The sequence below is a fragment of the Denitrificimonas caeni DSM 24390 genome (assembly GCF_000421765.1).
Lineage (GTDB): Bacteria > Pseudomonadota > Gammaproteobacteria > Pseudomonadales > Pseudomonadaceae > Denitrificimonas > Denitrificimonas caeni.
In genome coordinates this window covers 84,990-98,850 of record NZ_ATXQ01000004.1, presented here as the reverse complement: position 1 = coordinate 98,850, position 13,861 = coordinate 84,990, and the positions used below count along the sequence as shown (strand labels likewise).

The window sequence follows — 13,861 nt, the reverse complement described above, 5'->3', positions numbered from 1 at the left end:
TTGAACCCTGGATGGGTTCATCGACGGATTAACAGCTAGCCCGAAGTACCACATGCGCCAGTCTTTTAATATCTTTTAAATTAAGATACGTGCCTGACGTATTCGATACAATCTACCTGAAAGGAACTGTGTGCATGCGTGCTGTCGCTGGCATGGCCAGATCATACAGGAGAGCGCAGCCGCCAACCTAGCCAGCGTTACACAAGAGAACTTTACAACTAGCCAAGCTAGTCTGATGCAAGAACTTGATTTAGCTGGCTTGTACGCGTGCTAAAGGAAACAAACGCTTAAAGTTATCCGTGGTTTGTGCTGCCAACTCTTCATAAGATACACCACGCAATTCAGCGACAAACTTCGCTACATCCACCACATACTCAGGAAAGTTTGGCCGTCCGCGATGAGGGATCGGCGCTAAATAGGGTGAATCTGTTTCAACTAGAATACGGTCACTCGGTACTTGTAAGGCCACTTCACGCAGCGCATCGGCATTACGAAACGTTACAATTCCAGAAAACGAAATGTAATAGCCCAAATCCAATGCAGCTTTGGCCATCGGCCAGTCTTCAGTGAAACAATGCATCACCCCAGCCTGCGGCAAAGCTGCTTCACGCAGCAAATCCAGCGTATCTTGCTTGGCCTCACGGGTATGCACAATCACCGGCTTGCCACACTCACGCGCCGCATCCAAATGCAGACGGAACGAATCCTGCTGCATCTGCGCTGTTTCCGACTGATAGTGATAATCCAAGCCCGTTTCACCAACAGCTACCACGCCTGGATGGTTCAACTCATCCAGTAACCACTGCATGGTTGGCTCACTGCCACGGCTTAAATCCAATGGATGCACACCCACCGAGCAATCCACGTCGGCATAACGCTCAGTAAAAGCACGCACTGTTGGCGCATTCTCAGCACTGATACCAATACATAAAAAATGCCCAACGCCACGCTCACGGGCAGCCTGCAAAGCAGTATCAAGACAACCGTTATAAGCCGTTAAATCAAGTCGATCGAGGTGACAATGTGAGTCAATAAGCATCGGTACAGCCGTCATTAGAGGTCAATTTACATCGCAAATACGCAAAACATTACATGGTATGGGTGAGTCGATCAGACTTCAGTGCACCTGCCAAATAGGTTTCAATTTTATTACGTACAGCCATATCAGTATCACTAAACTGCACGCCTATTCCTGCAGCGCGGTTACCTTGTGCACCTCGCGGTGTAATCCAGACAACCTTGCCTGCCACAGGAAGCTTTTCTGGCTCTTCCATTAAATTGAGCAGCATAAACACTTCATCGCCCAATTTATAATCTTTACTGGTCGGAATAAATAAGCCGCCATTTTTAATAAACGGCATATATGCCGCGTACAACACGGACTTATCTTTAATGGTCAGCGATAAAATACCATTACGTGGACCAATATTCGGGGGCAGATTCATAGCACCTTCCTTGCGAGTCAATAACCGTCTGATTCTAGTACGTGGCTGCAGTGACAACCCAGTGTCATGTCATCATTATACGCACAGATCGACACATTCAGCGTGGTAAGAGAGCCTGCCAACGTAACAACAGCGCTTCAAGAAGTAAATCCGCACGCAGCGGCACGCGACGTAACACTTTCCGTCGATGCTCAAGCAACCAGTTTTGTGTTTCTAGCAATAGCTCTAGCGGCGCTCGAGGTGCAAGGTGTTTTAACACAACTTGCATATCAGGCAAACCAAGCTGACTTTCATCTTCAGTCATTTTATAGCGCAGAATCAACTGCGCCCACTGACAAAACCAATCAAAGAGTAAGTTTTGCGGGATTTTCGCCCAAGCAACAGCTAAGTCACTGGGGCTACTTTGCTGTTTAAATAACTGTTTAACACCACTAACAACTTGCTCACGAATCGCCAGCACATCAGCGTTTAAAAGTTTCTGCGCATTTAGCGGCGAGCCCGAGGCCAGCGCCAGCAAAGTCTGGCATTGCTCTAAACTTAAATCAGCGTGCTGTTGCTGCAGCCATTGTACGCTGACATGCTCACTAGGTAACGGGCAGGATTGCAATACACAGCGACTTTTAATGGTTGGCAATAAAAAACTGAATTGATGACTGATCAATAAGAAAATGGTTGAACCGGCCGGCTCTTCGAGGCTTTTCAATAAAGCGTTAGCAGAACCCGCCGTCATTGCTTCTGCTGGCTCAACAATCACGACCTTACGACCACCTTGCTGCGAAGTTTGTAAGATTTTTGCCACCAAATCCCGCACGCTGGCAATCAAAATCCCTTTCCCCTCTTCCTCGGGCTCAAGCCTAGCCAAATCAGGATGGGTGTCCGCTGCGTACAATTGACAAGCTGAACAGTGCCCACACGGCTGTTGCTGCTGAGGGGATTTGCATAACAAAAAGGCTGCAAAATGCTCAGCAAAAGCACGCTTACCGCTGCCCGCTGGACCATGCAGTAAATACGCATGGGCTTGCTGACTGCGCCCAGCCAGTGACTGCCAGAGCTCAGTTTGCCACGGATAGAGATTACTGCTCACGTGCGCGTTCCATTATTTCCAACAGATACTGATCAAGGCTCTTTTGCACATCAGCTAACGTTTGCTGAGCATTCACCAAGCGAAAACGTTGAGGATCATTTTGAGCACGCTGCAAGTAGGATTGACGCACGTTTTCAAAAAACAGCTGCTGCTCTTGCTCAAAGCGATCCAGCTTACCGCGAGCAACGGCGCGCGCCATGCCCTCTTCAACGGGCAAATCAAATAATAAGGTCATATCTGGACGCAAATCACCCTGCACAAATTGCTCAAGCAGTGCAATGCGCGAGCAATCCAAGCCGCGGCCACCACCTTGATAGGCATAGGTCGCATCGGTAAAACGATCACAAATAACGATTTTACCTTCAGCTAACGCCGGCAATATCACTTGTGCTAAGTGTTGCGCGCGCGCAGCAAACATCAGTAGCAACTCTGTATCCACCGACATCGTCTCATCATGCGGCGCAAGTAAAATCTCACGAATCTGCTCAGCTAAGGCGGTGCCACCTGGCTCCCGAGTTAGCGCCACAACAAAACCCTGTGCCTGCAACTGCTCGGCTAAATAGGCTCGGTTGGTGGTTTTCCCCGCACCCTCAGGACCTTCTAAGGTAATAAACAATCCACGCATACTAAATCCTTATTGAGCCGCAGCTGGAGCTGGTGCTGGACTGGAACGGTAATCAGCGCGACGTTTGAGCTGATACTCACGCACTGCTTTATTGTGCTCAGCCAGCGAATTAGAAAATACATGACTGCCATCGCCACGCGCAACAAAGTATAAGCTTTTACCAGGTTTGGGATGCAGCGCCGCATGAATCGCTTCACGCCCAACCATGGCTATTGGAGTTGGCGGCAAGCCAGCAATCACATAGGTATTGTAAGGCGTAGGACGACGCAAATCAGCGCGAGTGATCTTCCCGCTATAACCCTCACCCATCCCATAAATCACTGTGGGGTCGGTCTGCAGCAGCATACCAATGCCAAGACGACGAATAAACACCCCAGCAATTTCATCACGCTCATGCGCTACACCGGTTTCTTTTTCAATAATCGATGCCATCACTAAAGCCTCATCAGCTGTCCGATAAGGTAAGTTTTCTGCGCGCGTCGCCCATTCCTCAGCGAGCACTTTTTGTAAGCGTTGATTGGCTTGACGGAGAATATCTAAATCACTTTGTCCACGCACAAAGTTATAGGTATCCGGAAAAAAGCGTCCTTCAGGATGCACATTAGCCTGACCCAGTTGACGCATCAGCTCACTATCACTGACCTCGCCAAGGGTTTGCTGGAGTTCTTCCTGCTGCGCTAAAGCGCTACGGACTTGACGAAAGTTCCAACCTTCAACCAAGGTGACGCGGTACTGCAAGACATCACCGCTGCGCCACTTTTCTAATAACTGCGCAACTTTCATACCTTCAGTAAGCTGATATTCACCGGCATGCAAAGGTTGGCTATAGCCTTGCAATCGCCAACTCAGCCGCAGCCAAAACGCCCCGCGCAATGCACCCTGCTGCTCCAGTTGCAGCAACAAACCGTTTGGCGTGCTGCCTGCAGGCACAGCAAGCACTTGCTCACTATCAATTTGCAAGGGCTGCTCAAGTACTTCGCGCTGCATCCAAAATAGCAAAGCGACCGCCATCAGCACAAACAAACAGCTACTAAAAAAAGCAATGGTTAACTTACGCAGCACGGTTATTCATCCACTAAGTCTTTGATAAGTTGCTGCAGCTTACGAGTCAATTCACCGACTGACCAGTGCTGTGTTGCGTAACTGCGTACAGGCCAAATACCATAAAGACTATTGCAAGTGAAAACCTCATCCGCTTGCAGTAGCTGCTCGAGGGTAATATCAGACACTGCCACCGCAACTCCGGCAGCTTGGGCACGCGTTAACAGCTCGGCACGCATCACCCCAGCCACACCACAACGGCTTAAATCAGCGGTCATTAGCTGCTGGTTTTTAACAATAAAAATATTGCTGAACACCCCATCAACCACACGCTGATGCCGATCCAACAATAAGCCTTCAGCGTAAACAGGGTCTGACCACTCAGCCCGCGCCAGAACCTGCTCTAAACGATTCAGATGTTTTAGCCCAGCCAAAACGGGCTGCTCGGCAAGTCGTAACCGACAGTTATACAACTGAATGCCATTTTCTCTGTGCGCGATCGGCCATTGAGGAAGACTTGAAGACTGTAAAATACGCTGCGGGACGCACGGCTCAGGTAGAGCATAACCGCGCTGACCGACGCCACGGGTTAAGATCAACTTACATACGCCAACACCGAGCTGCTGCATATAAGCATCCAGCTCTTGCCGTAACAACGGCAAATCAAGCGGAATCACTAAGCGCTGGCAACCTTCTTGTAAGCGCTGTAAATGACGCTCAAGTAGGACTGCCCTGCCATTGCGCACTTTGATGGTTTCAAACAAACCATCACCATAAGCAAGGCCACGGTCAGCCAGCGCAATAGTATCGCTGGGCTGACCGTTAATCCAAGGCTGCACGTCTAACGATACCGACGTAACAGCAATGAGCCATTGGTGCCGCCAAAACCAAAGGAGTTAGAGAGCACAGCATCAATCGCTAGCGGCTTAGCTTGATGGGCAACGAAGTCGAGATCGCAGCCCTCACCTGGCTCATCAAGATTGATGGTCGGCGGTGCCACTTGATCGCGTATTGCTAAAATACTAAAAATCGCCTCTACAGCGCCGGCAGCACCTAATAGGTGTCCAGTCATCGATTTCGTGGAGCTAACACAGATGGTTTTGGCATGCTCAGCAAAGACACTTTTCAATGCATTAACTTCAGCCAAGTCACCCGCTGAGGTTGAGGTTCCATGCGCATTCACATACTGCACTTGATCAGGAAGCATGCCTGCATCATGCAGTGCATTGGCCATGCAACGCGCCGCACCATCACCTTGTTCTGGTGGCGAGGTCATATGGTAAGCATCCGCACTCATACCAAAACCAGCAACTTCTGCATAAATCGTCGCACCACGGGCTTTCGCATGCTCTAACTCTTCCAACACCAAGGCTCCGGCGCCATCGGACAGCACAAAACCATCACGGCCAGCGTCCCATGGACGGCTTGCTGCTTGCGGATCGTCATTACGCGTAGATAATGCGCGTGACGCAGCAAAGCCACCAAGACCTAAGCCACAGGCTGCCATTTCAGCGCCGCCAGCCAACATCACATCAGCATCACCATAAGCAATATTGCGCGCCGCCATACCGATACAATGGGTACCTGTCGTGCAAGCGGTTGCTACAGCGTAGTTTGGACCCTGTAGACCAAGCTGGATCGACAAGACGCCAGAGATCATGTTGATAATAGAACCAGGCACAAAAAATGGTGAAATCCGGCGCGGGCCCTGATCAAATAGCGTTTTACTGGTGTTTTCAATATTGGTTAGACCGCCAATCCCAGAGCCCATCGCTACGCCAATGCGCTGACGATTGGCATCAGTGACTTCCAATCCTGAGTCAGTCATGGCTTGCATACCTGCCGCCAACCCGTACTGAATGAACAAGTCTAAGCGCCGTGCATCTTTAGCAGGCATATACTGTTCAACATCAAAGTTTTTGACGGACCCGCCAAAACGAGTTGAAAAAGCATCAACATTCATATGCTCAATCAAACCAATACCGCTTTTACCTGCAAGGATGCCAGACCAACTCTGTGCAACATCAACACCCAGCGGGGACAACATTCCCATCCCGGTAACTACGACACGTCTACGCGACATGGCGATAACCTCTTGTTAATGCATTATGCGCTGTGCAAAAAAAAAGCCGCACATCTATAAAAGTCGCGCGGCTTTCGCTGTTGTAAAACAACCGTTTACATTACTGCGCGTGCGCGTTGATGTAATCGATAGCTTCTTGAACAGTAGTGATTTTTTCAGCTTTTTCATCAGGAATTTCAGTCTCGAACTCTTCTTCAAGAGCCATAACCAACTCAACTGTATCCAATGAGTCCGCGCCTAAATCATTAACAAAAGATGCGCTGTTAGTCACGTCTTCTGCTTTAACACCTAACTGTTCAGCAACAATTTTTTTAACGCGTTCTTCAATAGTGCTCATACCGTGTATCACTCCTAAATGGAAAAAACTGGGCAACTCTAGCTGCCACTAGTGCATGAAAGGGTTTTGCGCATTTTAAGCCAACTGCCTGCCCTTTGCGAACAACTTGTTCGATTTGTCTGTGTTCAGCGTGATGCGTCACTCAAACAACTCATGTTTTACAAACCGCAATTATGACTCAAAACTTGACGCTTCGGTCACATTTGCAGCTATTTTAACTCATATACATGCCGCCATTCACCGGAATCGTGGTTCCAGTAACATAAGAAGCCTGTTCTGACGCAAGAAAACCAACAACGTTAGCAATTTCTTGCGCTTGCCCCAAACGCCCTAACGGGATTTGAGTCAATAATGCATCACGCTGTGCTTCGGGCAAATCACGGGTCATATCCGTATCGATAAAGCCTGGAGCAACTGCGTTAACGGTAATCGAGCGCGAGCCTACTTCACGGGCTAAAGCACGACCAAAACCTTCTAAACCAGCTTTTGCTGCAGCGTAGTTTACTTGACCTGCATTACCCATTGCACCTACTACTGAGCCGATACTGATAATACGTCCCCAGCGCGCTTTCGTCATGCCGCGTAACACAGCTTTCGACATACGGTACAAACTATGCAAATTGGTATCAATAACATCAAACCACTCATCGTCTTTCATCCGCAGCATCAGATTATCGCGAGTGATACCGGCGTTATTGACTAGAATCAGTGGCGCTCCAAACTCTGTTTGAATGCGCTCAAGTGTCGCAGCTACAGAATCTGCATCGCAGACATTTAACACCATGCCAGCGCCTTGAATGCCGCTATCTTGCAACGCTTGACTGATACTTTGCGCGCCGCTTTCAGAAGTAGCAGTACCAATAACAGTTGCACCTTGCGCACCTAACTGCAGGGCAATGGCGCGACCAATACCACGGCTTGCACCGGTGACTAGCGCCACCTTACCTTCTAAACTCATCACTCTCTCCATATCAAAGCTGTGCAGTTAAGGCTGCAGCAAATGCTTCGGGGCTGTCCAAATTATATGTATTAACACCTTTAATGCAGCGCTTATTGAGGCCTGACAGGACTTTACCTGGGCCACATTCCACCACATCAGTTACACCTTGCGCCGCTAAACACACCATCGATTCAACCCAACGCACAGGACTATAGAGTTGCGCTAACAGGTTTTGTTCTAATACAGCTAAATCTGTCACGACTTCAGCGCTGACATTCTGCACCAAAGCAATGCTTGGCTTCTGCCAAGCAACTGCAGCCAAGGCCTGAGCAAACTGCTCTGCGGCAGGGCGCATTAACTCACAATGCGAAGGTACACTCACCGGCAAAGGCATTGCACGCTTCGCACCACGCGCCTTACAGGCTTCAATCGCGCGCTCAACAGCAGCGGCAGAACCTGCAACCACAACTTGGCCTGGCGCATTAAAATTCACTGCGCTGACCACTTCACCTTGCGCGGCTTCTGCACAAGCAGCCTGCACATCAGCATCATCTAAACCTAAAATAGCGGCCATACCGCCAGTACCTGCTGGCACAGCTTCTTGCATTAACTGACCACGACGCTCAACCAAACGCACCGCATCAACCAAAGTCAAACTGCCTGCAGCAACCAGCGCTGAATACTCACCCAAACTATGCCCTGCGACATAAGCGGGTTGCGGACCACCTTTAGCCAACCACAAACGCCATAAGGCAATCGATGCGGTCAAAATAGCGGGCTGGGTTTTATCCGTTTGATTTAATACTTCGGCAGGACCTTGCTGACATAGCGCCCACAGGTCATAACCTAAAGCAGCAGATGCTTCGGCAAAAGTTTCAGCAACCACAGATTCAGCGGCACCAATATCTGCCAACATGCTGACAGCCTGAGAACCTTGCCCGGGGAATACAAACGCAAGAGAAGCCTTCATAACTAAATATTACCTATCATTCAACAAAGGAAGTTTGCCACGCTTAAGGTACTAATAACAAACCGACTATTGGATGATAAGCACCCAGCATCGGTCACACCTTAGTATCAAGATTGAGTTCCGCATCAACCATGACTTGCCGCAAGTGCTGCTGCAGGCACTCCGCAAGGTGCTCTTGCGCAGCACGATAGGCCACACCTATCGCTGATTGAAAGGCAGCCTGACTGGCACTGCCGTGGCTTTTCACTACAACTCCAGTCACACCTAATAGACACGCACCATTGTATCGATCAGGAGCAAGCTCAGTGCGCAGCACTCGCAGCAATGGCGCAGCCAGCCATGATAATAGCCATGCCCGCAGGCCTCGCCCGAGTCGCTGTCGAATACGTGCAGCGATCATTTGCGCAAGGCCTTCACTGGATTTAAGCAAAATATTACCGACAAAGCCGTCACACACCACCACATCCGCCTCACCACGAAAAACACCGTCACCTTCAATGTACCCGATGTAATTAAGGTGCTTGATCTCTTCGAGCAATGCTGCCGCCTGCTTAACCTGCTGATTACCCTTAATCGCTTCGCTACCGACATTGAGCAAAGCGACGCGTGGATGATTAACACTTTGAATCTGCAGCGCGGCAGAGCCCATCAACGCAAACTGCACTAATTGATCGGCACTGACATCAACATTAGCCCCTAAATCCAATAGGTGTGTCTCACCACTTTGAGTTGGCAAAGCAGTCATAATTGCCGGTCGATCAATACCTGGCAAGCACTTGAGCACATGTTTAGCCAAAGCCATCAAGGCTCCGGTATTGCCAGCACTGACACAGGCTTGCACCTGCTTATCACGCAATAATTGCAAAGCAATACGCATCGAGGAGTCGGGCTTATGGCGCAGTGCGTGGACTGGCAAATCATCCATCGTCACTTCTTCACCGGCATGCTGCACGGTTAAGCGCGAAGAATCATTTTGGGGATACTGAGCAAGAATTGGCTCAATAATAGAACGGTCACCGACCAACACTAAATGCAGCGCCGGATATTCGGTTAAGCTTTTTATACAAGCAGGAACGACAAGACGGGGACCAAAGTCCCCGCCCATTGCATCAATTGCTATCGTTAAACCGGTCAAGGTTTACTCAGCAGAATCCTTCGTGATCACTTGGCGACCACGGTATACACCTTCTGGTGATACGTGGTGACGCAAACGCAATTCGCCTGTACTTTTTTCTACAGTCAAAGTGCTTGCGGTGAGTGCATCGTGTGAACGGCGCATGTCACGCGCTGAACGGGATTTCTTACTTTTCTGAACAGCCATAATTATTAACTCCTAAACGTTTGGGTCACGCTTTAACTGCGCCAATACACTGAACGGGTTGGACCTTGTAACCGCGTTCTTGCTCGATTCGGACTCTAGGAGCCCAGCCGGTTGCTGGCATTCTTCAGGTGGATGCATTGGCACAATGGGTAAAGCGAGCAATAACTCATCTTCAATCAATGCCAATAAATCTAAAGGTTCTTCACCTACTTCAAGCGCGTCATATCCTTTGGGCAAGTGTAACGCATCTGTGCCGGGTGTGACTATGGCATACAGATACTCACCACTAACAGGTATAGCTGCCTCATCCAAGCAACGCTGGCAGATCATCCTAACCTCCGACTCAAGTTTAAGTTGCATTACTGCTACTTTCTGCTCGTCGCGACTAAACGCAAACTCTGCGCGAACATGTCCGGCAGTGTCTGTTAACAGTTCGCAGACCCTAGAAAATTGCGACAGTTGCAGCTCTCCAGCTAAGGAAACACTGCGATCAGCAAGTTTTCGCGGATCAACGTGAGGAGGAATCGGTCCATATATCATAGGCGCGGTATTCTATGGATAGACCTTGCAACTGTCAAAGGATATTGTGTTTTAGATACAACAGCGATTGCTTAATCGTAAAAAGACTGGAAATATCGAGTCTCTCTGTGCAGCAAAGCAAATATTGTTTCTGTGCTGATGTATTATATGCCAAACTCAACCCGTTGCATTTATTGTATTAGGTCTTATGTCCATTCTGCTTTCTAGTGTCTTCGCTGCAGTTTTTTATTTAGCCACCTGTTTATACATTATTGGCTGCTTTTTGCGGCGCACCGCGCTCAACACAACCCTCGTCGCCAGTGCTACGTTATTAGGGCTGATTGCCCATGGCCTGCATTTATTTCCGATCCTGCTGACCGACCAAGGTCTGTCCTTAAGCTTCTTTAATGCTGCCAGCCTGATTGCCTTTTCCGTTATCGCACTGGTACTGCTTTGCCTGCTGCGTATGTCGGTGCATGTTCTGCTGGTGCCGCTACTGAGCTTAGGCACCGTCACTGTATTGTGTGCGCAGTTTTTGCCGCAAGGCAATATGCAGCCTATTAATGAAGCTCCAGGTATTTTGGCGCATATTCTGTTTTCAATTTTAGCCTACGGCATGATTACTATTGCTGTATTTCAGTCGATGATTTTACTCATTCAGGACCAGCAACTGCGCAAACGCCCAGTTTCTACATTAATCAAACACTTTCCGCCGCTGCAAACCATGGAAAGCTTATTGTTTGGCTTTTTATGGGCAGGCTGGTTGTTGCTATCGTTATCACTGATCACCGGCTGGTTATTCCTTGATAACTTATTCGCTCAACATTTGGTCCACAAGACCTTGTTGTCATGCATCGCTTGGCTGGTTTTTGGCATCCTTTTATGGGGACGCCACCAACTCGGTTGGCGCGGACACAAAGCCATCCGCTGGACAATCGCCGGCTTTTTCTTACTGATGCTGGCCTACTTCGGCAGTAAATTGGTCCGTGAATTTATTTTAGCTATTTGAGGCTCTTTGCTTGTGGACGATATGCACATCAGCTATCTATTAGGTTTGCTGGTTTTTCTGATTATTTGTTCTGCGTTTTTCTCCAGCTCGGAGACCAGTTTACTAAGCCTTAACCGCTACAGGCTTCGCCATCTAGGTCGCGAAGGGCATAGCGGCGCACAGCGCGCGCAGCGCTTACTGAGCACGCCCGATCGCTTACTAGGAACAATTCTAGTAGGCAATAACGTGGTTAATATTCTTGCCGCCTCGATTGCTACTGTCGTTGCTGTAGAGCTCTGGGGCGATGCTGGTGTGGTGATTGCAACCACAGCTCTGACGATTATCATCCTGATTTTCGGTGAAATCACGCCAAAGACATTAGCCGCCCTGCGCCCAGAGCTGATTGCCTTTCCCTCGAGTCGTCTTATTTTACTGCTAATGGCACCACTGAGCCCAGTCGTCTGGCTAACCGGCGCCATCAGTAATGGCTTACTGCGCCTATTTGGTGTTGATCCTCGCCATCGCTCATCTGAAAGCCTATCAACTGAAGAGCTACGCAGCGTTGTACGCGAGGCTGGGCAAGAACTGCCAGGCAATCGCCAAGAGATGCTCCTAGGCATCCTTGATCTGGAAAACGTCACCGTCAATGACATTATGATTCCACGCAACGAGGTATTTGGTATCGACCTCAATAGCAATCTTGATCAAATCATTTGGCAACTGCGCACTACCACGCACACGCGCTTGCCACTGTACCGTGAGAACATTAACCAGATCATTGGCGTGATTCACATGCGTCAAATCGCGCGCCTGCTGACACTCAACAAACTCACTCACGATGATCTGCAAGAAGCCTGTAGCGATCCTTACTTTGTTCCAGAAAGCACACCACTGTCGACTCAGCTGCTGAATTTCCAAAAGCATAAACGTCGAATTGGTATCGTGGTTGACGAGTATGGCGACGTAGAAGGCATTGTCACCCTAGAAGACATCCTCGAAGAGATTGTTGGCGAGTTCAGTGATCATGATCAACGCGCCACACCAGAAATTCGCCAACTCAGCGATAGCAGTTACACCATTGATGGCGCTGCCTATATCCGTGATATCAATAAAGCACTGGAATGGGAATTGCCCAGCGATGGCCCGAAAACACTGAACGGCTTAATCACCGAGATTCTAGAATTTATTCCTGAAGGCGCGGTGTGTATTCAGATTGGTCCGTACTACTTAGAAACACTCGAAATCAAAGACAATCGAATCAGTCGTGCGCGCTTATGGAGCAGCGACTGATTAGCTAGGTGATCAGTCGCTCATCGATTACAGCTCAACCCTGATTTGACTTACCACTTGCAAGGCTTTTGCGCGAGCTGCTTCTACCGTTTCGGCTTGCGCTAAAGCAACACCCATGCGCCGCTCACCTTCAACCGCAGGCTTACCAAACAAGCGTAATGCGGTATCTGGCTCTTGTAAGGCCTGCGCTAAACTGGCAAAAGCGGTTTTTGTCGAATGACCCTTAACCAAAATCACCGCAGAAGCAGTAGCGCCCATTTGTCGAATTGCAGGAATCGGCAGACCTAAAATCGCCCGCGCATGCAAAGCAAACTCTGATAAATCTTGCGACATCAAAGTAACCAACCCCGTGTCATGCGGGCGCGGCGAAACCTCGCTAAACCAGACCTGATCGCCTTTAACAAATAACTCCACACCAAAGACGCCACGACCACCTAGTGAATCTGTAATGCATTGCGCTACTCGCTGCGCTTGCGCCAATGCAGCAGCAGTCATCGCTTGCGGCTGCCATGACTCCACATAGTCGCCGCGCTCTTGTAAATGACCAATGGGCTGACAAAAACTGGTGCCATCAACATGACGTACAGTCAGCAAGGTGATTTCATAGTCAAAATCAATAAAACCTTCAACAATCACTCGTCCCGCACCAGTACGCCCGCCCTCTTGCGCAATTTGCCAGGCACTCTCTAGATCAGCTTCGCTATGCAAGACACTTTGTCCTTTGCCAGACGAACTCATCAACGGTTTAACCACGCACGGGTAACCGACCTGCAGAACAGCAGCACAATATTCGCCGTAATTGTCAGCAAAGCAATAAGGCGACGTCGGCAGCTCTAACTCTTCAGCGGCCAAGCGACGAATACCCTCACGATCCATGGTGAGCTGCGCAGCACGCGCAGTCGGAATCACCGCAAATCCTTCGCTTTCGAGGGCCACCAAGGTCGCCGTGGCAATCGCTTCTATCTCTGGAACGATATAATGCGGCTGCTCCAACTCAATCACCGCACGTAACGCCGCATCATCCAGCATATTAATGACATGACTTCGATGGGCAACCTGCATAGCTGGGGCGTTAGCATAGCGATCAACAGCAATGACTTCGACACCAAAACGCTGCAACTCTAGCGCAACTTCTTTGCCGAGTTCGCCAGAGCCACAGAGCAAAACTCGCACAGCAGTCGCTGATAATGGCGTTCCAATACAGGGCATTTCCTATCC

Annotated in this window: 16 protein-coding genes; 2 read left to right on the top strand and 14 right to left on the bottom strand. The window is 49.3% G+C overall.

Annotation, left to right across the window (positions count from 1 at the left end; translation table 11 throughout):
- Nucleotides 1-250 precede the first annotated feature (250 nt).
- From H591_RS0107435 to H591_RS0107375, 13 genes are all read right to left on the bottom strand, one after another.
- On the bottom strand, nucleotides 251-1,039 hold the full coding sequence (locus H591_RS0107435; RefSeq protein ID WP_022966324.1) for a TatD family hydrolase: 789 nt from the start codon (nucleotides 1,037-1,039) through the stop codon (nucleotides 251-253).
- A gap of 49 nt (nucleotides 1,040-1,088) precedes the next feature.
- Nucleotides 1,089-1,445, bottom strand: a complete 357-nt coding sequence (locus H591_RS0107430) for a PilZ domain-containing protein (RefSeq protein WP_022966323.1) — start codon at nucleotides 1,443-1,445, stop codon at nucleotides 1,089-1,091.
- 97 nt (nucleotides 1,446-1,542) lie between these two features.
- Nucleotides 1,543-2,529 carry a DNA polymerase III subunit delta' gene (locus tag H591_RS0107425; protein WP_022966322.1) on the bottom strand — a complete coding sequence of 329 codons (987 nt, stop codon included), beginning with the start codon at nucleotides 2,527-2,529 and terminating at the stop codon, nucleotides 1,543-1,545.
- Nucleotides 2,519-3,154, bottom strand: coding sequence for a dTMP kinase (tmk, locus tag H591_RS0107420; protein WP_022966321.1), 636 nt, complete (start codon nucleotides 3,152-3,154; stop codon nucleotides 2,519-2,521). Before tmk ends, H591_RS0107425 begins: the two co-directional genes overlap by 11 nt.
- A 9-nt stretch (nucleotides 3,155-3,163) precedes the next feature.
- Entirely contained in the window at nucleotides 3,164-4,213 is a 1,050-nt protein-coding gene (gene mltG, locus H591_RS0107415; RefSeq protein ID WP_028244268.1) for an endolytic transglycosylase MltG, read from the bottom strand.
- A 5-nt stretch (nucleotides 4,214-4,218) separates the two neighbouring features.
- A complete protein-coding gene (gene pabC / locus H591_RS0107410; RefSeq protein WP_022966319.1) occupies nucleotides 4,219-5,034 on the bottom strand; it encodes an aminodeoxychorismate lyase in 816 nt (271 codons plus the stop codon).
- Nucleotides 5,035-5,036: 2 nt separating this feature from the next.
- Complete coding sequence (gene fabF / locus H591_RS0107405; RefSeq protein WP_028244267.1) at nucleotides 5,037-6,278, bottom strand: beta-ketoacyl-ACP synthase II; 1,242 nt, start codon at nucleotides 6,276-6,278, stop codon at nucleotides 5,037-5,039.
- 100 nt (nucleotides 6,279-6,378) lie between these two features.
- Complete coding sequence (gene acpP, locus H591_RS0107400; RefSeq protein WP_022966317.1) at nucleotides 6,379-6,615, bottom strand: acyl carrier protein; 237 nt, start codon at nucleotides 6,613-6,615, stop codon at nucleotides 6,379-6,381.
- Nucleotides 6,616-6,829: 214 nt separating this feature from the next.
- Nucleotides 6,830-7,573 (bottom strand): 3-oxoacyl-ACP reductase FabG, encoded by a 744-nt coding sequence (fabG, locus tag H591_RS0107395; RefSeq protein ID WP_022966316.1) that lies wholly within the window; start codon nucleotides 7,571-7,573, stop codon nucleotides 6,830-6,832.
- A gap of 13 nt (nucleotides 7,574-7,586) precedes the next feature.
- Nucleotides 7,587-8,525 (bottom strand): ACP S-malonyltransferase, encoded by a 939-nt coding sequence (gene fabD / locus H591_RS0107390; RefSeq protein WP_028244266.1) that lies wholly within the window; start codon nucleotides 8,523-8,525, stop codon nucleotides 7,587-7,589.
- 94 nt (nucleotides 8,526-8,619) lie between these two features.
- Nucleotides 8,620-9,660 carry a phosphate acyltransferase PlsX gene (gene plsX, locus H591_RS0107385; RefSeq protein WP_084702598.1) on the bottom strand — a complete coding sequence of 347 codons (1,041 nt, stop codon included), beginning with the start codon at nucleotides 9,658-9,660 and terminating at the stop codon, nucleotides 8,620-8,622.
- A 3-nt stretch (nucleotides 9,661-9,663) separates the two neighbouring features.
- The gene (gene rpmF / locus H591_RS0107380; RefSeq protein WP_022966313.1) at nucleotides 9,664-9,846 is read right to left on the bottom strand and encodes a 50S ribosomal protein L32; all 183 of its coding nucleotides are present in this window, start codon (nucleotides 9,844-9,846) and stop codon (nucleotides 9,664-9,666) included.
- 12 nt (nucleotides 9,847-9,858) lie between these two features.
- On the bottom strand, nucleotides 9,859-10,386 hold the full coding sequence (locus H591_RS0107375; RefSeq protein WP_022966312.1) for a YceD family protein: 528 nt from the start codon (nucleotides 10,384-10,386) through the stop codon (nucleotides 9,859-9,861).
- Nucleotides 10,387-10,573: 187 nt separating this feature from the next.
- Here H591_RS0107375 and H591_RS0107370 point away from each other — a divergent pair, with 187 nt between their 5' ends.
- Both H591_RS0107370 and H591_RS0107365 read left to right on the top strand, forming a co-directional pair.
- On the top strand, nucleotides 10,574-11,374 hold the full coding sequence (locus H591_RS0107370; protein ID WP_022966311.1) for a cytochrome C assembly family protein: 801 nt from the start codon (nucleotides 10,574-10,576) through the stop codon (nucleotides 11,372-11,374).
- A gap of 12 nt (nucleotides 11,375-11,386) precedes the next feature.
- Entirely contained in the window at nucleotides 11,387-12,643 is a 1,257-nt protein-coding gene (locus tag H591_RS0107365) for an HlyC/CorC family transporter (protein ID WP_022966310.1), read from the top strand.
- Between the two features lie 27 nt (nucleotides 12,644-12,670).
- On the opposite strand, the gene purT is transcribed toward H591_RS0107365, so the two are convergent.
- Nucleotides 12,671-13,852: a formate-dependent phosphoribosylglycinamide formyltransferase gene (gene purT / locus H591_RS0107360; RefSeq protein ID WP_022966309.1), complete on the bottom strand. Its 1,182-nt coding sequence runs from the start codon at nucleotides 13,850-13,852 to the stop codon at nucleotides 12,671-12,673.
- Nucleotides 13,853-13,861 lie beyond the last annotated feature (9 nt).

Coding starts and splice junctions, on each gene's coding strand:
- H591_RS0107435 (WP_022966324.1), bottom strand. CDS start 1,039: ATGCTTATTGACTCACATTGTCACCTCGATCGACTTGATTTAACGGCT.
- H591_RS0107430 (WP_022966323.1), bottom strand. CDS start 1,445: ATGAATCTGCCCCCGAATATTGGTCCACGTAATGGTATTTTATCGCTG.
- tmk (WP_022966321.1), bottom strand. CDS start 3,154: ATGCGTGGATTGTTTATTACCTTAGAAGGTCCTGAGGGTGCGGGGAAA.
- fabF (WP_028244267.1), bottom strand. CDS start 6,278: ATGTCGCGTAGACGTGTCGTAGTTACCGGGATGGGAATGTTGTCCCCG.
- acpP (WP_022966317.1), bottom strand. CDS start 6,615: ATGAGCACTATTGAAGAACGCGTTAAAAAAATTGTTGCTGAACAGTTA.
- fabG (WP_022966316.1), bottom strand. CDS start 7,573: ATGAGTTTAGAAGGTAAGGTGGCGCTAGTCACCGGTGCAAGCCGTGGT.
- fabD (WP_028244266.1), bottom strand. CDS start 8,525: ATGAAGGCTTCTCTTGCGTTTGTATTCCCCGGGCAAGGTTCTCAGGCT.
- rpmF (WP_022966313.1), bottom strand. CDS start 9,846: ATGGCTGTTCAGAAAAGTAAGAAATCCCGTTCAGCGCGTGACATGCGC.
- H591_RS0107375 (WP_022966312.1), bottom strand. CDS start 10,386: ATGATATATGGACCGATTCCTCCTCACGTTGATCCGCGAAAACTTGCT.
- H591_RS0107370 (WP_022966311.1), top strand. CDS start 10,574: ATGTCCATTCTGCTTTCTAGTGTCTTCGCTGCAGTTTTTTATTTAGCC.
- purT (WP_022966309.1), bottom strand. CDS start 13,852: ATGCCCTGTATTGGAACGCCATTATCAGCGACTGCTGTGCGAGTTTTG.